Source organism: Methylomonas rapida (genome assembly GCF_024360925.2).
Lineage (GTDB): Bacteria > Pseudomonadota > Gammaproteobacteria > Methylococcales > Methylomonadaceae > Methylomonas > Methylomonas rapida.
Genome location: NZ_CP113517.1, coordinates 1,230,157 through 1,252,858, shown reverse-complemented (window position 1 = coordinate 1,252,858; position 22,702 = coordinate 1,230,157). Strand labels below are relative to the sequence as shown.

20 protein-coding genes are annotated in these 22,702 nt (G+C 53.3%); 14 read left to right on the top strand and 6 right to left on the bottom strand.

All coding sequences use genetic code 11. The features are described from left to right. Nucleotides 1-61 precede the first annotated feature (61 nt). From traL to traN, 14 genes are all read left to right on the top strand, one after another. The gene (gene traL / locus NM686_RS05825; RefSeq protein ID WP_255186942.1) at nucleotides 62-343 is read left to right on the top strand and encodes a type IV conjugative transfer system protein TraL; all 282 of its coding nucleotides are present in this window, start codon (nucleotides 62-64) and stop codon (nucleotides 341-343) included. After that, a complete protein-coding gene (locus tag NM686_RS05820) occupies nucleotides 340-951 on the top strand; it encodes a type IV conjugative transfer system protein TraE (RefSeq protein ID WP_255186941.1) in 612 nt (203 codons plus the stop codon). The genes traL and NM686_RS05820 overlap by 4 nt, the downstream gene beginning before the upstream one ends. Then, complete coding sequence (locus NM686_RS05815) at nucleotides 948-1,925, top strand: TraK domain-containing protein (RefSeq protein ID WP_255186940.1); 978 nt, start codon at nucleotides 948-950, stop codon at nucleotides 1,923-1,925. The genes NM686_RS05820 and NM686_RS05815 overlap by 4 nt, the downstream gene beginning before the upstream one ends. Beyond that, on the top strand, nucleotides 1,925-3,304 hold the full coding sequence (locus NM686_RS05810) for a TraB/VirB10 family protein (protein WP_255186939.1): 1,380 nt from the start codon (nucleotides 1,925-1,927) through the stop codon (nucleotides 3,302-3,304). Before NM686_RS05815 ends, NM686_RS05810 begins: the two co-directional genes overlap by 1 nt. Nucleotides 3,305-3,331: 27 nt before the next feature. Next, complete coding sequence (locus NM686_RS05805) at nucleotides 3,332-4,156, top strand: DsbC family protein (protein WP_255186938.1); 825 nt, start codon at nucleotides 3,332-3,334, stop codon at nucleotides 4,154-4,156. Further along, complete coding sequence (locus NM686_RS05800) at nucleotides 4,153-4,665, top strand: TraV family lipoprotein (protein WP_255186937.1); 513 nt, start codon at nucleotides 4,153-4,155, stop codon at nucleotides 4,663-4,665. The genes NM686_RS05805 and NM686_RS05800 overlap by 4 nt, the downstream gene beginning before the upstream one ends. 126 nt (nucleotides 4,666-4,791) lie before the next feature. Then, the gene (gene traA / locus NM686_RS05795) at nucleotides 4,792-5,091 is read left to right on the top strand and encodes a TraA family conjugative transfer protein (RefSeq protein ID WP_255186936.1); all 300 of its coding nucleotides are present in this window, start codon (nucleotides 4,792-4,794) and stop codon (nucleotides 5,089-5,091) included. 11 nt (nucleotides 5,092-5,102) lie between these two features. Then, nucleotides 5,103-5,360, top strand: a complete 258-nt coding sequence (locus NM686_RS05790; RefSeq protein WP_255186935.1) for an RRXRR domain-containing protein — start codon at nucleotides 5,103-5,105, stop codon at nucleotides 5,358-5,360. Beyond that, nucleotides 5,357-7,771, top strand: coding sequence for a type IV secretion system protein TraC (gene traC / locus NM686_RS05785; RefSeq protein WP_255186934.1), 2,415 nt, complete (start codon nucleotides 5,357-5,359; stop codon nucleotides 7,769-7,771). The genes NM686_RS05790 and traC overlap by 4 nt, the downstream gene beginning before the upstream one ends. Further along, a complete protein-coding gene (locus NM686_RS05780) occupies nucleotides 7,761-8,078 on the top strand; it encodes a hypothetical protein (protein WP_255186933.1) in 318 nt (105 codons plus the stop codon). The genes traC and NM686_RS05780 overlap by 11 nt, the downstream gene beginning before the upstream one ends. 4 nt (nucleotides 8,079-8,082) lie before the next feature. Beyond that, nucleotides 8,083-8,622, top strand: a complete 540-nt coding sequence (lepB, locus tag NM686_RS05775; RefSeq protein WP_255186932.1) for a signal peptidase I — start codon at nucleotides 8,083-8,085, stop codon at nucleotides 8,620-8,622. Beyond that, on the top strand, nucleotides 8,609-9,808 hold the full coding sequence (locus NM686_RS05770) for a TrbC family F-type conjugative pilus assembly protein (protein ID WP_269022520.1): 1,200 nt from the start codon (nucleotides 8,609-8,611) through the stop codon (nucleotides 9,806-9,808). Before lepB ends, NM686_RS05770 begins: the two co-directional genes overlap by 14 nt. Continuing rightward, nucleotides 9,805-10,836 carry a TraU family protein gene (locus NM686_RS05765; protein ID WP_255186930.1) on the top strand — a complete coding sequence of 344 codons (1,032 nt, stop codon included), beginning with the start codon at nucleotides 9,805-9,807 and terminating at the stop codon, nucleotides 10,834-10,836. Before NM686_RS05770 ends, NM686_RS05765 begins: the two co-directional genes overlap by 4 nt. Then, nucleotides 10,836-13,616, top strand: coding sequence for a conjugal transfer mating pair stabilization protein TraN (traN, locus tag NM686_RS05760; RefSeq protein WP_269022519.1), 2,781 nt, complete (start codon nucleotides 10,836-10,838; stop codon nucleotides 13,614-13,616). Before NM686_RS05765 ends, traN begins: the two co-directional genes overlap by 1 nt. Before the next feature lie 32 nt (nucleotides 13,617-13,648). On the opposite strand, the gene NM686_RS05755 is transcribed toward traN, so the two are convergent. The 6 genes from NM686_RS05755 to NM686_RS05730 form a co-directional block, all read right to left on the bottom strand. After that, the gene (locus tag NM686_RS05755) at nucleotides 13,649-15,961 is read right to left on the bottom strand and encodes an NERD domain-containing protein (RefSeq protein ID WP_255186928.1); all 2,313 of its coding nucleotides are present in this window, start codon (nucleotides 15,959-15,961) and stop codon (nucleotides 13,649-13,651) included. A 20-nt stretch (nucleotides 15,962-15,981) separates the two neighbouring features. Continuing rightward, nucleotides 15,982-16,848: a DUF7281 domain-containing protein gene (locus tag NM686_RS05750; RefSeq protein WP_255186927.1), complete on the bottom strand. Its 867-nt coding sequence runs from the start codon at nucleotides 16,846-16,848 to the stop codon at nucleotides 15,982-15,984. Continuing rightward, the gene (locus NM686_RS05745) at nucleotides 16,845-17,570 is read right to left on the bottom strand and encodes a hypothetical protein (protein WP_255186926.1); all 726 of its coding nucleotides are present in this window, start codon (nucleotides 17,568-17,570) and stop codon (nucleotides 16,845-16,847) included. The genes NM686_RS05750 and NM686_RS05745 overlap by 4 nt, the downstream gene beginning before the upstream one ends. A gap of 147 nt (nucleotides 17,571-17,717) precedes the next feature. After that, nucleotides 17,718-18,350: a hypothetical protein gene (locus tag NM686_RS05740; RefSeq protein ID WP_255186925.1), complete on the bottom strand. Its 633-nt coding sequence runs from the start codon at nucleotides 18,348-18,350 to the stop codon at nucleotides 17,718-17,720. Continuing rightward, nucleotides 18,347-18,970 (bottom strand): DUF2490 domain-containing protein, encoded by a 624-nt coding sequence (locus NM686_RS05735; protein WP_255186924.1) that lies wholly within the window; start codon nucleotides 18,968-18,970, stop codon nucleotides 18,347-18,349. The genes NM686_RS05740 and NM686_RS05735 overlap by 4 nt, the downstream gene beginning before the upstream one ends. Continuing rightward, nucleotides 18,963-22,619, bottom strand: coding sequence for an ATP-binding protein (locus tag NM686_RS05730; protein WP_269022518.1), 3,657 nt, complete (start codon nucleotides 22,617-22,619; stop codon nucleotides 18,963-18,965). Before NM686_RS05730 ends, NM686_RS05735 begins: the two co-directional genes overlap by 8 nt. Nucleotides 22,620-22,702 lie beyond the last annotated feature (83 nt).

Here is a 22,702-nt window from a genome sequence, read left to right as displayed (position 1 = left end):
GCTGCAAATGACCTACCAAAAATCTTCTTCACAATAATGGCCATCCCAACCGGAGGTCATTATGGAACCCGTTGCCATTCCCCAATCGATAGACGATCCGATCCACATTCTGTTGTGGAGTGCAGACGAGATCGTACCCTTCATGGTCAGCATGCTTACCGGCATGTTGATCGATCAGTTCATGCCCGGCTTAGTACTGGGATTCATCGCAGTCAAGTTTTACCGGCGTTTCCGCGATAACCGGCCTGACGGCTACACCTTGCATGCGCTGTATTGGCTGGGTTTGTTGCCGAGTCGCGCCCAGACCATCCCCAATCCCTACATCCGCCGGTTCCTGCCATGAGATGGTCGGATGTTCTACAAACCTGGGACGGGCACGAGACCGAGAACCGGTTTAGCCGCGTCATCATCATTGGCTTGCTGGTGATTTGCGTGATTACTTCGCTGGCTGCATGGAGGACCGAGCGCAGTATCATTCTGGTGCCCCCTACCCTCACCCAGGAAGTCGAGGTTACCCGCAGCCAGGCATCCAGTGAGTTCAAAGAGTCCTGGGGCTTATTCCTCGCCGAACTCCTCGGCAACACTACGCCGGCCAATGCCGATTTTCTGAAATCCGCAGTCGAGCCGCTATTGGCGCCAGACATTTACCGCAGTGTCCTCGATGCCATGAGCGATCAAATCAAGGCCATCAAAATGGATCGGGTCGCGATCAGCTTCACCCCGCGTCACGTTGATTACGAAGCCGAGACCAACAAAGTGTTCGTCAGCGGCGAACTGAAAAGCCAAGGCCCCAGTTCCAAACCGGACGTTAAACCCCGTACCTACGAATTCATCATCGCCATCAAAAACTATCGGCCCCGCCTGGAATACATCGACGTGTATCCGGATTCCCCCAGAACCCTGGCCCGATTGAAAGCCACTCAAGGCCAACCGCATGAGGCTCAACCATGAAACGATTGATGCACCCCTGGTTATTACTTTCGTTCGCCAACGGCGCTTGGGCCAGCGATGAGTTACCGGTGACGGTGTTGCCACCAGTCACCACCGTGGCCGAAGAGTCATCCTCATCGCCATCACAACCCGTTGCCTCGTCGCATCCCGATTTAGGCATCGAGTTACCGCCGGTTGATGCCAGCGTATTGAAAGCGGCCAAACAACAAGCGGCGGCGTCAAACTCGGAATCTGTCACTTCCATCGGACCGCAGCATATTCCGGTTAAACCCGGCATCAACGAACTGATGCCAATTGCCGTCGGCCACTTGAATCGTCTGGTCACGCCATTCGAACATCCGGTGGTCACGACCACCAGCCAGGCCACCACCAGTACCAAAGGCAAAATCGTTTATGTCGCCACCGCCGATGAAACGCCAGTCACGCTATACATCACGCCCGGCGACAACCAGGACATTGCGCTATCGCTCACCCTGATCCCCAAACGCATTCCCGCACGAGAAATCCATCTCGATTTGGATAAGGACAGTTACCAGTTGCTGAACCAATGGCAGCGCGCCGACACCGCAGGCCGAACCTCGAGCCAACAGGAACAAGCCTACATCAGTCAGCTGAAAACCTTGTTTCGGGATTTGGGTTTGCAAAAGACTCCAGCCGGTTATTCACTCCGAGAACCGAAGCCCCAGGAGCAAATTCGCTGCCTGCAAGACAGCGTGCAGATCAAAACTGGCCAAGTTCTGGAAGGCCAGGATCGGCTGATTCTGGTGGGGCTTGCCAAGAACACCGGCGGCGAGATACTCGAGTTCGACGAACGCAGTTGCGCAACCACCCAACAGGACGTACTGGCCGTGTCGGTCTGGCCCAACGTGGTATTGAAGCCACAGGAAGCGACCGAATTGTATGTCGTGTTCCGACAATCGCCTGAGGCGTCATCCAGTTTGCGGCCTTCGTTACTGAGCGGAGGTCAACAGTAATGGCCAGCGTCGATACCTGGTGGACATGCTTGAGTCCGGCTGCCAAACGCAATCTGGCCGTCGGTGGCATCGGTACCGTGGTATTGGCCGTCATCATCGCACTGGCCACCATCACCCCGGAAGTCAGCAAGCCGCTGAGTAAACAGGCCACCATCCAACACATCCTGACCGATAGCGATCCTCGCTCGCTGGGGATCGACGGCATTTCCGCGCAATTGCGCGATCTGCTGCAGAAAAACGAGGAACAAGCCCGCCGTCTGGCGGCTATCGAGGAACAACAAAAGCGCGAACAGCAATCCGACGAAATCCGTTTCAAACAATGGACCAGCGCTGAGCGCGACGCCTATGAAGCCAAGCTTCAAGCGGTCACCGGTGAAGTCGAGTCGCTGAAGAACAAAGCCTCCACACCAGCAGTGGCTGGCAACCCTGGCGACTTCAGTCAAACTACCGTGGAGCCAACGACACAGGGAAGACCGTCAAACCGCCGCCCAAGCTTTCCGCCCTTCGACAACGGGCAAGACGATCTCAACCGCGTGTTCGAGCAAGCCGCTATTCCCGCACCGACTGCTAGCAATACCGGCGTCTCAGGAGCACGAGCCAATAACCAAGCGCCGGCGGCGATGCAAATTCGGGTCATCCAGGAAGGTGCTGAGCCGTCCAACGGTAAAGACAAAGACGCAGTGTCGAACAGCGCTCACGGACAGTCGCAGCAAGGCCATGCCAGTAGCGACGTCTTCATTCCGGCCGGCAGCATTTTGACCGGCGTGTTGTTGAATGGCCTCGATGCCCCGACCGGCAAAAAAGCCAAGAAAGAGCCAATGCCGGTGCTGTTCCGGATCAAGAAGGAAGCCATCTTGCCCAATCGCTTCCATGCCGATGTGCGTGAGTGCTTTCTGCTGGTCGCCGGCTTCGGCGACTTGAGCGCCGAGCGTGCCTACTTTCGCGGCGAGACCTTTTCCTGCGTACGTCAGGATGGCGGCGTCATCGAAGTACCGATGAATGCCTATGCCACCGGCGAAGACGGTAAAAACGGGGTGCGTGGCCGCGTCGTTTCCAAACAAGGTGCACTACTCGCCCAATCCATGATGGCGGGCTTTTTACGCGGCTTTTCCGATGCCTTTGGTCGCAACCAGATTCCGATGCTGATGACCGGCGGGCTGGGGGCACTTTCCGGTACTACACCGTTTCAAAGCGCGTTTTCCTCGCAGTCGATGGAAGGCGGTGCCTTGAAAGGCGCCGGTTACGCCATGGAGCGACTGTCGCATTTTTACATGGATATGGCTGAAGAGATTTACCCGGTCATCGAAGTCGATGCCACCCGCCAAGTCAACTTCATCGTGCAAAAAGGCACAGCATTGAAGCTGAAGTCACCGAGCTGATTCATTAACTAAAACCCAAAGGTCGTTATGACGCCACGCCAAATTTCTTTATTGATAGCCACGCTACTCGGTACATCCATCGCCCTGGCCGCTAATCCGCCAAAACCGCCGATGTCGGACATTGCCGCAGGTCTTTTATCGATCAAGATCGACGGCATGCAGGATTTGCCGATCTCGGGCCTCAAGATGGTCAAGTCCGGCGAGCAGACGGTGTTTATATCCAGTAACGGCCGCTTTGCCTTTTACGGCGGCAAATTGATGGACATCTGGACCCAACAGGAAATCAAGGAATTGGCCGATATCGACAATATCGCCAATCGCATCCATCTGTCCCGGATGAAACTCAAGGCCGACGACCTTGGCGCCGTGACTGTCGGCCACGGCAAAGGCCAGGTGCTGGTATTCATCGATCCACGTTGCCCATACTGCGGCAAGGTCATGAAAGACCTGCAAGCCTTGCAAGACCAATACACCTTCAAACTGGTGATGGTCCCCATCCTCGGCCCCGAATCGCAAAACGTCGTCGTACAACTAGCCTGTCAGCTGGGCGCGAGCGATGCCAAAACCAAAGACGCCGTGCGCGACCGCTTGTTGAAACAGGATTACACCGGCTTGCCGAGCGAACCGCCCGTTCAATGTAACAAAGAGCCGCTGCAAAAAGCCGTGGTCACTGCCAAGCTGTTCGATTTGAAGGGTGTGCCATTTCTGATTGCTCCTGACGGCCGCACTCACAGTGGCGCACCCGAGGTGTTAGCCGATTGGTTGGCCGATAAACCGAAACCGTCGCCCAGTCTGGCAACAACGCCCGATACAAACGCACAAAACACAAACGCCACGGAGAAAAAGCCATGAAACGCTTTCATCAGTTTTCTATTTATAGCCTCAGTGTACTGCTGATCGCCATCACCACCGGCTGCGCCACCGACTACGGCTGTAAAGGCATGCCGGACGAACCCAGCTGTCTGTCGACGACGCAGGCCTACCAGGTGACCAATACGGCGTTGCCGGAAGCCCCTCCGGAAAATAGCCAGGAATCAGAGCCAATGTCAAAACCGGCACTCGCACCTCCGTTACAACAACCCGTGCCCAAAATAGAGGATCCCACGCCGATTCGGACGCCATCCCAGGTGATGCGCATCTGGATCGCGCCTTGGGAAGATGCTGAGGGCGATTTGATGGTGTCCAACTACGTCTACACCGAACTGGAACCCCGGCGCTGGATGGTTGGCAATGCCGCACCAACGGCGAGTTCATCGTTGATTCCTTTGCAAATTGAGCAACGTCCAACGGAGAAACGATCCAGTGTCGATACCGGTGACGACGAGAATCCAGTCAATCGATTGGGCAATAAATTGCCCTGAACCGTAACCATTTTCACCGCAGGTCACACCCCCTGCGAGAGTGAGCGGGCAACCGCTTCAAACCTGCCGGACTGAACGTCCGAGATTCGACGGGCAACCGTCATTTAACCTAATGAGGACATTCTGATGAATACATCCTATCGAACCGGGGTCTTGGTAACCCTGGCATCGTTATTTTTTATGCTGATGGCATCCGACGCCATGGCCGGTGCCGGAGGTACCGAGTTTAACAACGTCTGGACCTTGCTGACCGGCTGGGTGGAAGGTTTGCTCGGCCGCATCATCGCCATCGTGTTCGTCATCGTCGGCCTGGTTGCCGGTGTCGTGCGCGGCAGCATCATGGGCTTCGTGCTGGGGATTGCCAGCGGCGTCGGCCTGTTTGCGGCGCCGACCATTATCACCAACATCGTCACCGCCACGATTTAGGCCTGACCACGATGACCGGTTCAATGATTGATACCGAGACTGCGGCGGGCAACCGCCGCCCTTGCCGCCCGACAAAGGCCACACGCAGCGTCAAGGTCCAAGCAGCCAATGGCAAGCCGATCAACCCCTGCCATCCGGCCAGGGCCCGGCAGTTATCTCGCAAAAAGCGTGCGGTTCGCGTTTGCCGGCATCCCTTCACCATTCGTATACGTCCGGAATGTCCAGCCGAAGCCTTGCAGCAACTTTATGAAGAGGATAAAGCACTATGACCTCGTCGCAACGTCCCCGTGCCGATCAGTTATTCACGGTACTGGCTTATGAATACGACCATCATCTGTTTCTGATGGCCGATAGCAGTATCGGTTTTGGGTTTCTGTGTCGGCCGATGACCGGCGCCGATGCCAGCGTGTCGGCGCGGGTCAATGTACTACTGAATCAGGACTGGCCTCCCGAAACACTATTGCAAGTATCACTGTGGACTTCGCCGGACATCGAGGAAGCGCTAGCCATCATGCAGACCCGGCGTTTGAAACAACAAAAGCCGACCTATAAGACCATGACCCAGGCCAGTATCGATTTTCTGCGGCGCGGTACGATCAAGGCACCGGAAGCGATTTCGGGGGCACGCCTCCGGCGCAGCCACATTCTGGTCACGGTCAAATTGCCGATGGCCTATCCGAGGCCGAGTGAAACCGACATCCGCCGTGCCAGCGAATTGCAATTGGCCACCCAGCAATCGCTGGCGACCATTGGCTTGTATCCGGAAATTTTAGGCGCCGATCAGTATGTCCGCATCCTGAACACGCTGCTCAACTGGCAGCCCGATGCCGGCTGGAAAGATCGGGTGGTGCCCGAGTGCGATCCCACCCAACTGATCCGCGACCAGTTGCTGGATTACGATAACGCAATTCGAACCGACGAGAAAGGCATTTGGCTTGGATCAAAACGGGTAAAGACCCTGTCCGCCAAACGCACCCCCGACCATTTTTACTTCGGCAGCGCCAAAAGCTACTTGGGCGACATTCTCTCCGGCACGCGTGGGATTCGCCAGAATGCCTTGCTCAGTCTGACCCTGCATTATCCCGATGCCGAATCGACCCGGTCAAAACAAGAAGGCGTACGGCAATTCATCACCAACCAGGTCAATACCCCAATTGCCCGTTTTCTGCCGGTGCTGGTACAACGGAAACACCATTTCGACGTGTTGTTCGATGCCTACCGCGACGGTGACCGGCCAATCCGAGCCTATTTCGGGGTGCTGCTGTTCTGCGACGAAGCCGAAGAAGCCGCGGCGGTGTCTAATGCCCGCGTCTATTTTCGGGAGCTGGGTTTTCAGCTGTTGGAAGACAAGTATTTCTGCCTGCCGTTTTTCCTGAACTGTTTGCCGTTCGGCCCCGAGCGCTCTGCCATTGCAGATCTTAAACGCTATCGCACCCTGGCCACCCGCCATGCTATTCCGTTATTGCCGCTGTTTGGCGATTGGGCCGGCACCGGTACGCCGACCTTGAATTTCGTCTCGCGCAACGGCGAGCACATGGCGGTGTCGTTGTTCGATACCACCGGCAATTACAATCTGTGTATCGCCGCCGAATCCGGTAAAGGTAAATCCTTTCTGACCAACGAGATCATCGTCAGTTATTTGACCGAAGGCGCGCAAATCTGGGCGATCGATGTCGGCCGCTCCTACGAAAACCTCTGCGAAGTACTGGAAGGCGATTTCGTTAAATTCACTCACGGTTCCAGCATTTGCATGAATCCGTTCGAGATCGTGCAGAACTTCGAGGAGGAAGCCGACATGCTAGCGGGTTTGGTCAGCCAGATGGCGGCACCGACCGAGAAATTGACCGATTTTCAAACCGCAGGTCTCAAGCGGATATTGAAGCAACTTTGGACCGATAAAGCTCAGGCCATGTCCGTGGACGACATTGCCAAGCAACTCTGTGCAGAAGCTGATCAGCGCTTGAAGGATGTCGGTGAGCAGCTGTTTCCGTTTACCACTAAGGGCGAATACGGCCGCTATTTCAATGGCCGTAACAACGCCAAATTCGCCAACGACTTTACCGTGCTGGAACTCGAAGAGCTGAAGGGCCGCAAGCATCTGCAACAAGTCGTGTTGCTGCAACTGATCTACCAAATCCAGCAGGAAATGTATCTGGGCGAACGCAACCGCCCGAAGATCGTCATCATCGACGAAGCCTGGGATTTGCTGACTGAAGGCGATGTGGCCAAGTTCATGGAACACGGCTACCGGCGGTTTCGGAAATACGGCGGTGCTGCAGTCACCATCACCCAATCGGTGAACGACTTGTACCGCAATGCCGCAGGGCGAGCCATCGTCGAGAACTCGGCCAATATGTATTTATTGGGCCAAAAAGCCGAAGTCATCGAAGGCATGAAGCAGGATCGGCGCTTGCCGTTGTCGGACGGCGGCTACGAATTGCTAAAAACCGTGCACACCTTACCCGGCGCCTATTCGGAAATCTTCTTCATCACTGAAATGGGCTCCGGCATCGGCCGATTGATAGTCGACCCGTTCAAACGCATTCTTTTCTCGACCAAACCGGAAGATGTTCAGGCACTCAAGCAGCTGCGCCGGCAAGGCCTGAGTTTAGGCGATGCCATTCAACAACTCATCGACAGCCGTAGAAGCAAACCGAGGGAGACTGGTTATGGATCTTAAATCGCAATGGCTCAGCACCGTTTTAATCGCGGCTTGTTTGGGCGGCATGGGCGGTTGGCTGGCTGCGCAACAGCAATTACAACAGCCCTTAGAACGCTTGAATTTGGTGACGCCGGTATTCGTATTCGACAGAGCCAAATTGATTCAATCGATACCGCCCAATGCCAGCCAGGAGCAGATGGCCAAGATCGTCGATGACTGGCATGGTCAAGCCAAAAAGCTCAGTAACGCAGGCTATCTGGTGATCGATTCAACAGCGGTGGTGGCCGCACCGGAGGATGTCTATGTTCGACAAACCGGACGCTAAGCCTATGAATAAACCCCGGTTCCATTCGCCATCGTCGCCCGGTGTCACTCGTCCTCGCTTAGGCCTCTTCTTGCTGAAGGCGATACCGATTTTGTTGCTGGTGTTAGCCGTGGAACGTTACCTCGGCCAACGCTTTCTGATCGGCGGCGATGACCAGGTCGATCGCTGCCTGCCGGATAAATGGATATACCTGATCGATACCCAAAATAAAGACATCTGGCGCGGCGATTTAATTGCGTTTCGCGCAGAGCGCATGGCACCGTTTTTCAAAGACGGCCAGATCATTGTCAAAATCGCTGCCGGCGTCACCGGCGATACCATCCATGTTGATCCGCAGCACACCACGATAAACGGCGAACCAGTCATCAATGGTTTGCCGTTGACCGAAAAACTTAAAAAACCGGCGGCACAATTCAATCGCCAAGAAACTATTCCGCCCGCCGCCTATTGGGTGACCGGGCAAACCGACAAAAGCTTCGATTCGCGTTACTGGGGCTATGTCTACGACCATCAAGTGATTGGACGGGCTTATGCATTGTTTTGATCGGTCACATCGTCCTTGGCGTCAATCGGCGGTCTGTTTGCTCTGTTGGTTCAGCGTACATACGGTTCAGGCTGAAGAAGCCTGGCTAGATCGTTCTCAGGCCATCTTGCAAGCCTTGGAAGGCCAGCCTCGACCTGAGTGGTTGAACGGTCAGGCTGATCAACGAGACATGAAACGCCAGGCGCAACAAGTCTTGAAAGCTTCGCAGACGATCCAAGCAGAGGCGCTATCGACGGGATCGGAAAACGTCCACCCGACAAATCCTTCGAACAAGCCACTCACACTGCTGTTTGTCTCGTTTTCGCTCGGCGATACGGCGCTGAAAGAACTCTTCGAAGAAGCGGCCGGCCGGGACGATGTGCTACTGGTGTTTCGCGGCCCCAAACCCGGCCAAAAACTTCCGGCTTTGATGGCGGACCTCAAACGCTTGCTGAAGGGCATCGATCCACTGCCAAACATCGTCATCGATCCCACCCGTTTTCAGCGCTGGTCGGTGTCATCCGTACCTGACATCGTTGTCGAACAGGACGGTAAAACCCGTTTACACGTTCGAGGTGTCAGCAGTCTGTCTTGGTTGGACGAGCAGATCAAAACCGGCAAACAAGGTGATTTGGGAACGATGGGCGATGTTGCCGAGATTGCCGAAATCGACTTGCTCGAAGAGATCAAACGCCGGATGGCGGCCATCGACTGGAAACAAAAGCAACAACAAGCCATCGCTCGGTTCTGGGAACAGCAAAAATTTGAAGACTTACCTACTGCTCAGGAGGATCGTGATCGGAGCGTGGATCTGACCATTACCGCACCGCGCGATGTGGCGACGCCCAACGGTCAACTGATCATTCGAGCCGGACAGACTGTCAATCCGCTGGACAAAATGCCGTTTGGCTTATGCCTGATGGTATTCGATGCCACGGTGCAAGCTCAAGTCGAGCTGATTCAGCATCAATCTTGCCAGGACAAAAAGGCCCACGTGATGTATTTGGCCACGTCTATGCCGCGCCAGTCCGGGTGGGACAGCTTGCAGCGTTTGGAAACTGCGCTACAGGCACCCGTGTATTTATTGACACCGGATGTGCGCAGTCGATTTCAGTTACAGCATGTTCCGTCTTTCATCGAACAATCCGGCAACCGTCTGATTGTTCATGAACGAAAACTGCCTGTTTCATCGGGAGAGCGGTCATGAAACGATTCGTTTTCCCTTGGGTTTTGGGAGGTCTGATAACACTGGCAACCCCGCTTTATGCCGACACCACGACCAATAGCGTCGATCCGTTGTGCTCGGACGCCGAACTGTGGTCCGGCAAGTTGGTCACCGATATTTGCTGGAGCTGTTTGTTTCCGATTCGGGCGGCCGGGGCGTCGCTGGGCGGTGGCAACGTACCGAGTATCGCCACCGACGAAAAATTCTGCTTCTGTACCGATCCGATGGGTATTCCCGAGCTGGGCATGACCATGGGCCTGTGGAATCCAGCTCGGCTGATCGAGATCGTCCGTAATCCCTGGTGTTCGCCGGCGCTGGGTGGCCATAAGTTCAGTGCCTCGAATGTACGCTTGATCGCCACCACCGGCAAGGCCGACTTCGATGCCAGTGAAATGTCGTTTTTCAATTACCACTATTTCGCCTTTCCGTTGACCATCCTGCTGGATTTGTTCTGGGATGGCCGCTGCAACAGCGACGGCTACCGGGACTTTGATTTGCTGTATGTCTCGGAACTGGACCCGACCTGGAACAACGATTTATTGGCGTTTTTTACCAGTCCGGAAACGGCGTTGTTCGCCAATCCGGTGGCCATTTCCGCCTGTGTCGCCGATGCCGCAGCGGCCGCCACCGGCAATCCGTTGGACGCTTTGTTCTGGTGTGCCGGCGCCTGGGGTCACATGTACCCCTTATCCGGGATTTCGCCGACCAGTTACGGGACCGATCCCAGGATTACCAGTTTGTTGGCCACACGCGCCACTGCCTCCTTGCATCGCCGTGGGCTGGCCTGGAAAACCTCGGGCAACGATGCTTTATGCGGCGGCTATATCTATCCCTTCATCCCCAAGTCGCAATACCGGCTATCGATGTTTTATCCAGTCGCCGAAACCGAGTCCAATCACGCCATTGGCGAAACCACGTTCAAATGGGGTGCAGGTCGCACTTATCCTGGGCCGGGTGAAGATCATCTCTACCTGCTGTGGCGTTGGCAGGACTGCTGTGTGGGGCTGTGATGGGCGTGGAGTTATTCGAACCGCAACGTAGGTTTACGCAGACATTGTCTGCGATTTTGTGTGTGGCCCTGGCCTGGACACCGTTTGGCGTTTCCTGGGCCGATGCGATTCAGGCGGCCGGGCGAGATGGCCAACAACTGGGTCAGCAAGTTCTGGGCGGTTTTGCGTTTCCGCTCGATACCGACAACGGCATGCTAACCTTGAATCCGGGAACTGCTCAGGAAAGTGCCATATCGATTGGCACCTTGTTTCCGGATACTAACAGCGCTACGACCACGGCCCAGGACTTTGCCGATCTCTATGGCAACAACCCCGGCACACTGGCGGCGGGGTTAAACGCGCAGACTGCCTTGAACGGCGAAACCAGCTTCACCGGCGAAGCCTATCGCACCCTGATTGACAACGCCCACCAGTCGCATCCGGATTTACACAACGATGCAGTCTGGACTGCCGGTGATCAGGTGTTTGCCAATTTCACGCCCTGGTCGCAGTCGTTTTCGGACTGTACCACCGTGACTACGCAAACCGAGACCAGCCATTCGGTGCAAGTGCCGGATTATCAATTGTGTCTGCGCCAACCGACGGTACCACAAAGTTGTACCGCCACCCATCAAGTTAACGTCGAAACATTGCTCAGTTTTGTCTCCGGAAACGGAGGCATGTCCAGCTGTGGATCTGGCTGCATGGATTTGTATGTGGGCCGCGTTGGCGATAACTATTGGTCAGCCGGTTGCGGCATATTCAACTGGGAAGTCACATACAACGTCCTGCATCCGGAAGCCATCATCAGCGCCACGCTGGAAGACGTCGAATTCGATGATCATGCCCGCGTCTATTACGGCGGGAATCTGATCTATACCGGTTCCACCGGCTGGGGTGGCTCATGTGAGCTCAGCAATAGCTGGGTCGACCATCCCAATCGCGACGTCACCTATGCCTTCAACAGCATCGGCCATAAGGTCTTCAAACAGGAAACCATGGTTGGTGGTAATGGTGAAGGTTATTCCAGGATTCGGCTACGCTATGATTTGTCGAAACTGATCACGCAAGACGAATGGAGTTGGAGCGGACCCAATTGCCAGAATCTGGCGAATGCCATTACCGATGGCATTTGTCAGGCCGGCAGCCAATTGAGTTGTACGAATGACCCCGCCAATGCTTCAGGCTGTTACGTCGATCAGACTTCGCAAGTCATGGTCTGCGGCACGGATTTGGCCCAAGCCCCGGTGGCCAGTTCGACCGGGATTCGCAATAGTTGCATAAATATTCAAGCCTCAGGGCATTGCGATTTGAATCAGTATGGGCAATGTTGGACCGATACCGCCGGCACTCATTGCTTGGAGCCGCCGGCGAACGGGATACCCAACAAGACCTGTGCGTCGTTGGAAACGCAAGGCTGCTCATTCATCAAAAGCCAATGCACCAGTGTGTTGGCCTCCGGCACCTGCTGGGACAGCGTCGATACTTATGACTGCGGGCAAACGGTGGGCATTCCCGGCATTCAAAGCAACACCCAACAGCAATGTGCCGGGCCGATACGCTGCATGGGGGAAGATTGCATCAGCGTGAACCGCACCCAGAGCCAGGATTTCAGCAAGGCTGTAGCCTTACTCAATAGCGCCCAACAAATGGCGATGGATTTGCATTGTGACTATGCCAACGCCGCTCTGCAGCAAAAGGATCCGACTACCTGTCAGGTATTTCAGGGAAAACCCGCCAGTTGCAAAATGGTCGGCGGCGCGCTCAGTCTGGTCGATTGCTGCGAAACACCTTCGGGTGCGATGGGGCTAGGCCGCTACATTGATTTGCTGATCGCTACCAGTCAAATGGACAGTGCCGTCATGGCCATGGATAGCACTTCGGCCATTCGAGGCGCCTGGGAAACCATGCGCACACCGTTTACTCTGGCGGGCGATGCCTGGAACAGTTTTCAGGCGGATTTTGCCTCGACGGTGAATGACTTGGTTGGTACCGACATGCTCAGTACCAGCGATATTGCCTCGCAAGGTTTACTCGACTCGCTGAAAGGCGAATTAATGAAGTCGGTAGCGGAATGGATCGGCCAAACCTTTGGCGAAGCCGCCGGTAACGCACTATTCAGTGCCGGCGGCCAGGCAGCCTTCGATTCGGCGGGCAATCTGACACCGGCGGCGGAATCGGGTGGCGTCGAGTTGGGTGGCGGTGCCGCGGTTGCCGGCGAGTTGCTCAGTACCTTGATGACGGCTTACACGGTGGTGATGATCATCATCATGATTATCCAGATCGTCTATTCCTGCGAAGAACCGGAGTACGAACTCGCAGCGAAGAAACAACTGAAGGTCTGCACGGACCTCGGCACCTATTGCGAGAGCAAGGTGGCTGGCGCGTGTTGGGTGCGCAAGGAAAGTTACTGTTGCTACAACTCGCCGCTAGCGCGCATCCTCAATGAACAAATCAAACCGCAGTTGGGCATGGATTTCGGTACACCGGAAAGTCCAAGCTGTACCGGCATAAAAGTCGCGGATCTGGACCGCGTGGACTGGACACAAGTCAATCTCGACGAATGGTTGGCAATTCTGGCGCAGACCGGGCATTTGCCGACCGCTGCCAATGCGGCATCCATGCTCAATCTGGATCAACTCACCGGCACAGGCAGCCGACTCAATCCGCAGAAATACGGTGCAGCCTCCAGCGGTCGACAGGACACTTTAATCCGAACCCAAGGCCGGATGACCGATCTGGATGTCCCTACGGTCAAACGGCAGTCGGAATTGGAAGGCTGGGGTATGGGGCCGCAGTAAATGGGCTTTAAATCTGAGGTTTTTGGGTATTTTCAAGCATCGAGAACATTCCAAATAGCCGCTGTTTCAATAATGCTTGCAAATTGACCAGCGTTAAAACCATTTGGATAGAGATTATCATCGTCAATCTGCTCAAATACTGCTGACATTGCATCTCCACAAATATTTGCAAAGTCATCTTTGATGCTAGAACTAAAACCGTGCTTAGCTTTTTTAATATCGATTGCTTGGTGAAAATCTCTTAATAAATGGCGTTCATTTCTAAGCACAATGATAATTTCCTGAAGCGAGACTTTCAGAAACCCTTCGAAATACTCATGGTCATGCTCGATGGATGTGTCGATAATCCAGCAATGCGTCTGAATATGACTGACATCTCGATCACCGAGTAATGCGGCTAGAGTCGGATCGGTTGTAAATCTTTCGGTTACCAAAGTACTTTTTCGTTTCAGTTGACGCGCAGCTTTCCTTAACGTGCTGGTCCTATGTTGCCAGGCATCGCGTTGGGTCTTGCGCATGTATCCCGATTTAATTTCAAAGATAAAAAGATGATCATCGCGAAAACAGATCAAATCAATTTCGCCAACCTCATCGTCAGCATCGCGAGGCGGATGGAAGTTACCAACCACCTTAAAACCAAATTGCTCAAAGGTTTCGGCAAGTCGCTTCTCGATACGATTGGTTTCACTATTCAGCTCACCTCGATTTCGACCCACTCGCCGCAAGTTGTTCACGGCGGCCGTGACGTTGTTTTGAAATGCAAATACCCACGGCAATTCGAAAAGATAATTTCCAATTTTGAATATCGGCTGCTCGTGCAACTCCGGTTGCAAAGCATGCTCACGCTCACGCAGTCGTCTTGACGAGTCTTTCAAGTCGTTTGACCAGAAATTCAGGATAGCTTCCGTCATTTGTTTATTGCCGTTTGGCCATTCCTCGCTGCGAGTCCAGTTGCAAATTCTGGCAATCTTGGCCTTACGCTCAGCAAAGGTGATCGGAAGCCGTATTTCACCTTCAATAAGTCCAGCGAACGAAAACACACTCAACGCCGCCAACCAATTCCCTGCCTGCTCGTATTCTCTGCAATAAGGCAAAATATACCCATGCTTGTAAAAGGCGTGCATCAGTTCAATCGTCAGCAGTGTCCGCAATAAATCGATTTTGTAGCCGCTTTCGGTCATGATTTCATCTTCAAGGCCGTAAATTTCCGTCAGTTCAAGCTTGGTACGAATGGCGGATATCCAGGCAAATCGATTGCTTTCCTCGTTTTCAGGACGCCCAAAGCGCTCAAACGCAAGGCCTAATTTGATAAATTCATCGATAGCCCTGAAATGCCAATATTGATGCAATCGATCAAGTTTCTTACCGTTTCGATCCCATTCGCTTTCTTCCGGAATTACCCTTGGAAATACAATCAGCCTTTCCCCTTCAAAGCGAATATCGTAATCCTCGTCAAAACAAAAGCAATTGATGGTCCTACCGACGAACTCATTGAACTGCAGATAGGCGGCAACGAGACGTTCAAACGTATCCATATAAGACAGACACTTCTCGGCAGCCCTTGCTGTAGAGGGGGACGGAAACAGCAACGGTGACATGTGCTTGCGAAGCGATTGACCGATGATACGCTCCGATATAAAAAAATCGCTGTGAACGCTGGTTTTTAGTTTTGAAATCAGAATCTGATTGATGGCATCAGTTGTTTCCTGAAAGTCGACACGACTGGCATCTGCACGATCCTTATCAAGTAGGTGGGGCCTCAACTCTTGCTGACCCAGGCTGTATACGACATGTCTAAATGCAAATAAGCTTGCATAGACCAGCGTTTCCATGGGTGTTATCAGTTTCAGCTCGGCTTCTATCGACTTTATCGCGTTCTTTAACTTGCGGTTTTCGCCCTGAAGAATTCCACAAGCTTTAATAAAATCAGACAGACCTTCGGCACTGCCCAGATCAAGCCCGATGATTTCCTTCCAACGCAATTCAGTTGGTGACAAGAACACCTGGGAATATCGAATGGCACGCCGGAGTGCACCTGGCGCCCTGACAACCAGGTGCTGGAGCCAACCCGGCCGGGTCACCTTGTTTTGCTGAAGATATCGAGCCAAAGCCAGAGCGAAGGCTTCAGTCTCGAAAACCTCGTTGGAAACGTCTTCCCAAAAAATGGCATTCCAAAAATCGAGATCTCGATCAGCTGCGCTCAAGCTTCGCTTTCCGACTTTGGCTGGTTTTCCGTCCAGGTACCGGTGCGTCAACTTGATGATCACATCAGTCGTCAACTCGCCGTTTTCGGTTAACCTTAGAAAGCGATCTTGATATAGATTGGGTATTAGCTCTGGAATCATCAGGTCTTCATTGATCTGGATTAGGCTGGGTGCATTTTCAGCGTAGTGTTACCGACCAGCCAATGTTCCTGAACGATACCGGCCTGATGCTGTTTCATCAGCTGCCAACAGGCTTGAATAATGGAATAGCGGGTATCGGATAACGCCCTTCGGCAGCCGGCGAGCTGTTTTTCGTAGAGTTTATGATTGGCTTTGCCTGAGTCGTTGAAATAGTTCTCCAACACTGCCATGTCCGGCGCAATCAAGCCGGCAAAGTTGGGATACGACTGGGCAATGCTCAGGCCTTTCGGGTCCAGGTCACCCATCACCCAGACCGGCAACTGAAGTTTCTCGATCAGACTCAATACTGTTCCGCCCTGATACACATGATCGCCACGAAAAATTACCAATGGTTCGATCAACGCCGCCGACTCATCCAGCTTGATGGCGCCCAACTGATCGAAACAGCGGTAATTCTCAATAATCCAAATGCTCTGATGTTCGACACTGCCGATACGTTCTAAGGCCATATCGCAATGACTGTTCTCCGGCAATCGATAGTGTTCACCGTTTAACTTGAGCGCCCTGCCCGGCAAGGATTTAATAGCCAGGCGATTTTTCTTCACCGACTGACCGGCCAACTTTTCATCGACGGCCACGGTTAAAACCTGTTCGCGCTGCATCCCGATAAACTCGCTAGGAGCGACCTGCTGCAGATCGATGCCGGAGATTTTATTGACCAGCTCCCGTAATTCCTGTTTGTCCTGGTGGGTCAGTAGTAGTTTTTTGGCTTGAGTCAGGCCGATGTTGTATTCCTGGTGAATGGCCTGCCAGGTTTGATTGAGCGGAAACAGCTCCTGTTCACTATCGATCGCGCGGCCAATGACCGCCAACCATGTTTTGTTCATCTTTCGCCATCCTGACAGCACAACACGATATCGCAAATCTTCTTATTGCCGGTAAAGCCTGCCCCTTGGCCTACCTCCCGCCATTCGACTTGCAAGGACTTATGTTGCTGTTTCATGCATTCGTTCATCACGCACGCCAACCAGATGGTGGGTTCAATATCGTTGGCGAACACCTGTTGAAAGGCCAGCGCCGATAATGGCCGGCCAGATTGTTGACGCACTTTGGCCATATAAGCCGCCAGTTGCCGTCGGTATTTCGGAACGTGTACGGTCTGCTTTTCCGCTGGGTTTAACGTCACCGCATTCAAACGCCGCTGCTTTTGTTTGGCTAACAAGGCATCGCTATCGACGCGAATTTTCTGGGCAATCTCGACCAGTTCCTGCTCCACGGCATGGTCCAGGGGATCTGCATGCGCCGACAGCGCCAAGGGTTGAATGCGATTCCAATGATCCGGAATCTGATCGTGCTCGCTCCAGTCCAGCGGCTGGTAATCGGGGTTTTGTCGCAGATAAAACGCAAAGCCTTGTACCAGTTGCGCTCGGACTTCGATTTGCCGCAGTTCGAACAGGAAAATTTTCAGCTTATCGAGAATATCCTGCAGTCGCTGTTGGTACTTCGGCAATAGCCGAAGCAATTGCCTCTCCAGCAATTGATGCAACTCCGGTTGTTCCTCGACGTATTCCAGTAAGAACTCAGGCTGCAAGGCACTGATGGCGTTCACCAGCTTTTCCAGACGGGCGATCGCTGAAAATCTTGGAAACGGAGCGCTAGCGAAGTGAAGATTTTTAGTCCCCGATAGCCGTAGCGCCGGGCGGGTTTTCGCAGCGAAGCGGAGAAAACCTGCAAGGCATCGCGACACGGCGTCAAGTCATGCGAGAGCCAATGTTTCGACCCCTTGTTGGGTCGGAACGAGGTGACGCGGACGAATCGGGGCCGCCGCAGGCATAAGCGGTCGCGTGATTTTTGCCGATTTTTCGGTCAAGGGATTTCCGAAAAATCTTTCGCAAAAATAGCGACTCCCCGGGTAAAAGGTGTTCTGTTTTTGTTTTTCCGCCAGGGTCCGGACATTGGCAAAACGGCTGTTGACCAGCATCAACAGGTAACTGGTGTTTTCCTCCAGATTGTCGGCCAAATCAAATACCAAGCGTTGGATTTCCAGCAGGTAATGATCCACATCGTCCAAGCGGTTCTCCCGCCAGGCGTCCTGGTACAAACCGATCTGCTGCTCCAGGGTATCGATCCAGCTCGACAGATCGGTGTCCAACCGGCGAATACGGTCGCTACTCAAGGCGCTATCGAGAAACTGGCTCAACCGGCCGGCGACGCGGAAACCATCGTCGCCGTAATTGACCAGTACTTTCAGTTGTTTGAGCTGATTGAGGGTGCGTTGATTCTGGCTATCCGAATAGACAGTGCCATTGAAATAGGCCTTGGCGATCAAGTCGCTATGATTGGCCAGCGCCCTGAACAGCCGCTCCATGCTTTGTTCGGCCTGACTCAAAACAAACTCTCCTGGGCCACGTCGTCTTCGTCCTGCGTGATAGGCAATTGCTCATGCTCTTTGATGAATTGCAGCGCCTGATAGAAATAATCCAGCTTGCCGGTCACTTGATAAATCAGGGTGTCGCGGTTCGACAGATGCAAATAGCCCCATTGATCCAATGTTTTCAGCAGTTTTTCCAGACGACTTTTAACGGCATCGTCGGTGCAGACAAAGTCTTTAAAGCGGCCAAAGGTTTGCAAACGATCCGCCAAAGCCTGATTGCTCTCGATGACCTGCAATAGCGCCCCGAAGCTCAGTGTATCACCAGGCGACAAGACGGTATCGCGATGTAAGCAGGCCATCATCATATCCAGCCATTCCACCACCGGTTGCAACTCCACCCGAAATTGTTGAAAGATTCGTTGAATATCGCGGCGGGCGCCGGCGTCGATCTGTCGATAGGCTGTATAGTACGCCAGGCCGTTCTGAGTCTTACTCAAGCGGTATTGCAATCGGCTTAAGAATTCGTCGACCTGTTGTGCGTTGTCGGCCTGCTGTAAAAAACGAAAGCCGGTTTCGTCGCTGATTTCACAAATGAACTCGCCTTGCAGCAAGCGTTTCAGTAGCACGTCAAACATTTGCCAGCTCCCTGACCATCGGCGCCAATTCCGCGAGATAAGCGTCATCGATTTCCATCTCAACCAGTTCGCGCTGGCCGACCACCTGATAACGATTTTTGAACAACCGTAGCACGTCCGGGTCGGGATCAGGAAAAGCCGACAGCAAGGTGATGCCATTATTGCTCAGTAACTCCAGCAACACCTCGATATTGACCTGATGCAGTTCCTTTAGCTCATCCATCGGCCAGATGATGTTCAAGGGTTGATCCTTGCGTATCATGTTGACCAGAGCGATAAAGAATACGCACAAGATCAAATACGACAAGCCGTGACTGGAGATTTGCTGTAATTCCTCGGCATGGGTCGCACGTTTGCTGCGGCCGTTTTCGCTGACAATGATTTCCAGTTCCAGCAGACTGACCAGCTTCATTTCCACTCTGCCCTTGCCGGACATTTGTTCCGCCACCAAACGTACCATTTCAGCGAATGACTCGCCGGGTAAACAGCCATCACTGTTCCGGTTCCAGTCATCGTATTGCTTGGTAAAGGCGACGATTTGCTGCCAGTAGCCCAGGGACTGCACTTTTGACGTCAAGCGGCCCTGGACGCTTTCGATTTTATCGAAACGAATATTGCTATCGATATGCTTGGTCAGTCGTCTGGACAGGGAGTCTATGCCGCGATCGAATTTTTCCAGAGTTTGCTGATAATCTCGAATCATGGAGCCAAACAGGTTGGCCTGATTGACCAGCCAACTATGTAAATCCTGATAGGCTGTATCGTACCAATGCAAAATTGGCGACAACCAGGCGGTTTCGTCAATGTCCAGACCGAGTTCATTTTCCTGGCTGGCATAATACTGTGCCGGTCGGGTGCTGGGATAACGCGCCAAGGTCTGTTTCAAATGCCTCAGCTTTGCCAGCAACATTCGCCGCTGATTTTTGTAAGCTTCGCTCAAAGCGCGATATTCGTTTTGTAACAAGGCCAGGGTGTGGGATTCGTCAAAGCTGACGACATTGGGTGCATAACGAGCATAGGGTGTGCAATCGTCCAGTAATTGCTCCAGCGTTTTCATCTCCTGGTCCAGTTTCTGCAAAGCGGTAATCAGCCTCCCCTGCTCTGCTTTCAATTCGCTGCTGCATTGTTGATAGCGTTGCTTGGCGGCAGCAAACTGTGCCTCCGTTTGGCGTAGTTCGGCAGTCAGTTCACGGGCCGCGCTGCACAATTGGGCATAGCCCGACCAATGTAGCTGCTCCCAGCGCCGATATTCGCTCACCGTTTCAGCGGCGGTTTTGGCGGTCTGCAACTGCTTTTTCAAAGTATCGATTCGGACCTCAAGCTGCTGCAAGGCATCGACATCGATTTGCCGAGTCTTCAGGCTGTTAATCCGTTGTTGTTCCAATTGTTGCAGTGCCTGCTGCTCTTGGCTGTTTAGCGAGGCAATATCCTGCCTGACATGTTCGACTTGTTGTTCTGCTGTCTGTTTAATCCGGGTAATAACGGTTTCGAGTTCGACAGCAAGCTGTTTTTCATCGTCTTGTAGTTGCCGTTTTAAGCCTTCCAGTTGCCGTTTTGTGTCCGCCAGCGTTTGCTCGACCGCTATTTTTTCGGATTGCAACTGCTGCCCGCGCTGACGTTTGCTGTTTTCAATCTGCAGTTTCAAAGAAGCTAGTTCGTTTTGGATACCTTTCAAGCTGGTTTGCAGCCGCCCCTGTTCACTTTCGGCTTGCTGAGATTGCTTGCGCAATTGGCTGTCGGTCTTTTTCAAAGCAGTCAGTTGTTGGTCGGCCTGTTCGTCCAAACCAGCCAATTCGCGCAATCGGTGTTCATGCTCGGACAACAACGCACGGATTTGCTGTTCGTCGGCCGCCAAATCCGCCGATAGTACATCCAGATTCAGCGACACGCCGTAAAATCCCGTCGGCTTTTCCACTAACACCGGCTCCAGGTCGTCGCGCAGCAACAATTCCGGATTAACCACTTTGGCAATATCTTGGGTCCAGCCTGGTTGATGTTCGCGCAAAAAGCGTAGCAAGGTATCGGCTTCGGTATCCAATTGCCGCTTTAGACGGCTGATCGCCTCATCGATCGACTGTTTCTCTGTCTGATGATGACGCTTTTGTTCCAGAACGGACTCGACTTCATCCTGATTGGCTTTGATGCGCTTGTTGATGCCTGCGACTTCGGTTTTGGCCTCTTCTAGTTTTAACTGCAGGCTTTGCTGAAGCTCTAGCTTGGCTTCTCTGGTTTGGAGTAATTCCGGGTCAGGTTGGATTTGCGCAATTTGTGCATTCAGCGCCCCCAGCTTTCCCTGAACCTCACCGGCCGATCCATGTAGCTTTTCCTGTTCGCCATTATTCGCGGCTCTCAGTTGCTCCCTGACCTGGTTATGTTCAGCCCGATGTTTGGCTTCATCTTGACTAGCCTCAGCCCTGACCTCCTGGATTTGCCTTTCGTACTGGTAACGCTGCTCGGCATAGCCTTTCTCCGTGTCGGCTTTGATCGCCGAGAATTGGGCATTGATGTCCTGAACTTCGGAAGTTAGCTTCTCGTAGTGCTGTTGTTCCCTTGCCAGATTGTCGGCAAAGACAGGCTGTTGCTCGGCCAGACGGATGCTTCGCTGTATGTCCTTGGCGTCCCATTCGGCTTTTTCATTTTCCAGTTGGGTTTTTTGCTTATCCAGACTGGTTAGCTCAGCTCTTTGCCTGGCCAGCGCCGATTGCATCTCTTGTTCCTGAGTCTCCCAATCGGATTTCACAGTTCTGAGCGACTGCTCGGTATTCGCCAGCCGTTCTTGCTGCCCTTGTTGTTGCTGGCGATAACGCTCCCGCAGCAGCAGTAAGCGTTTGTGCAGTTCACCAAATCGGGTTTTAAACTGTTCCTGTTCGGCGGCAAGTTCGCTCAGTTCAGCCGCCTGTTCCCGCTCGGCTTCGCTGTGTTGGTAAGCGCGATATTCCTTGTACCAATCCTCCAATTTGTCCATGGATATATCCAAGGAAATTGAATCGCGGTTCTCGTCGATGCAATTGACCAGCATTTCTCGCAAGTCGGCGAAATCGGTCGAACGTTGCAACATGCCGGAGACGATCTTTTCTATATCCTTCAATCGTCGGCCGGCGCTGCCCTGACAAAAGCTGTAACGGGCAATCAGATTGCGCAATTCCTGGCCCTTGCTATGCGGCAGGTTCTGAATCACCGTGCGATAGTCGCTGCAAGACGTCAGCTGATTGCTGCAATTGATATGGCGTTTGTCCAGGTGGCGTTTCAGATCACGACAGGAGATCGGGTAGCAAGAACCATCGAGTCGGGTTTCCAGAAAATCGTCGCGATCGAAGCCCTTGTCGACAAACCGATAGCACAAACCTTCTTCATTGAGTGAGGCGTAGATCACCACTAGGCAGATTTGCTGGTCGCGGCGATACTCGAAAATGATGTAAGACGACTCGTTGGGCAAATAATGCTTGGCAAAGCTGTCGGTGACTTTACTTTTCGGCACCAATCGCCCAGGCCGCTCGCCGAAAAACAATGGAATCAATCGCAGCAAGGTGGTTTTACCGGCACCATTGACGCCGTTGAGATTGGTGTGGCCGTCCAAGCGTACTTCTTGTAGCGTACCGGGCTTATACGAGTCGATCAAAATCAGCCGAGTTAATGCAAAACTTCCCATCCCTTACCTTTTTGACTGTACAAGCTTCTTTGATTATCTCTTCAACGAACTAGCCAACAGCTACTTGTCCATTTAGGAATGGA

Excerpts from the sequence above, each read along its gene's own strand:
- traL (WP_255186942.1), top strand. The coding sequence starts at position 62 with ATGGAACCCGTTGCCATTCCCCAATCGATAGACGATCCGATCCACATT.
- NM686_RS05820 (WP_255186941.1), top strand. The coding sequence starts at position 340 with ATGAGATGGTCGGATGTTCTACAAACCTGGGACGGGCACGAGACCGAG.
- NM686_RS05815 (WP_255186940.1), top strand. The coding sequence starts at position 948 with ATGAAACGATTGATGCACCCCTGGTTATTACTTTCGTTCGCCAACGGC.
- NM686_RS05810 (WP_255186939.1), top strand. The coding sequence starts at position 1,925 with ATGGCCAGCGTCGATACCTGGTGGACATGCTTGAGTCCGGCTGCCAAA.
- NM686_RS05805 (WP_255186938.1), top strand. The coding sequence starts at position 3,332 with ATGACGCCACGCCAAATTTCTTTATTGATAGCCACGCTACTCGGTACA.
- NM686_RS05800 (WP_255186937.1), top strand. The coding sequence starts at position 4,153 with ATGAAACGCTTTCATCAGTTTTCTATTTATAGCCTCAGTGTACTGCTG.
- traA (WP_255186936.1), top strand. The coding sequence starts at position 4,792 with ATGAATACATCCTATCGAACCGGGGTCTTGGTAACCCTGGCATCGTTA.
- NM686_RS05790 (WP_255186935.1), top strand. The coding sequence starts at position 5,103 with ATGACCGGTTCAATGATTGATACCGAGACTGCGGCGGGCAACCGCCGC.
- traC (WP_255186934.1), top strand. The coding sequence starts at position 5,357 with ATGACCTCGTCGCAACGTCCCCGTGCCGATCAGTTATTCACGGTACTG.
- NM686_RS05780 (WP_255186933.1), top strand. The coding sequence starts at position 7,761 with ATGGATCTTAAATCGCAATGGCTCAGCACCGTTTTAATCGCGGCTTGT.
- lepB (WP_255186932.1), top strand. The coding sequence starts at position 8,083 with ATGAATAAACCCCGGTTCCATTCGCCATCGTCGCCCGGTGTCACTCGT.
- NM686_RS05770 (WP_269022520.1), top strand. The coding sequence starts at position 8,609 with ATGCATTGTTTTGATCGGTCACATCGTCCTTGGCGTCAATCGGCGGTC.
- NM686_RS05765 (WP_255186930.1), top strand. The coding sequence starts at position 9,805 with ATGAAACGATTCGTTTTCCCTTGGGTTTTGGGAGGTCTGATAACACTG.
- traN (WP_269022519.1), top strand. The coding sequence starts at position 10,836 with ATGGGCGTGGAGTTATTCGAACCGCAACGTAGGTTTACGCAGACATTG.
- NM686_RS05755 (WP_255186928.1), bottom strand. The coding sequence starts at position 15,961 with ATGATTCCAGAGCTAATACCCAATCTATATCAAGATCGCTTTCTAAGG.
- NM686_RS05750 (WP_255186927.1), bottom strand. The coding sequence starts at position 16,848 with ATGAACAAAACATGGTTGGCGGTCATTGGCCGCGCGATCGATAGTGAA.
- NM686_RS05735 (WP_255186924.1), bottom strand. The coding sequence starts at position 18,970 with ATGTTTGACGTGCTACTGAAACGCTTGCTGCAAGGCGAGTTCATTTGT.
- NM686_RS05730 (WP_269022518.1), bottom strand. The coding sequence starts at position 22,619 with ATGGGAAGTTTTGCATTAACTCGGCTGATTTTGATCGACTCGTATAAG.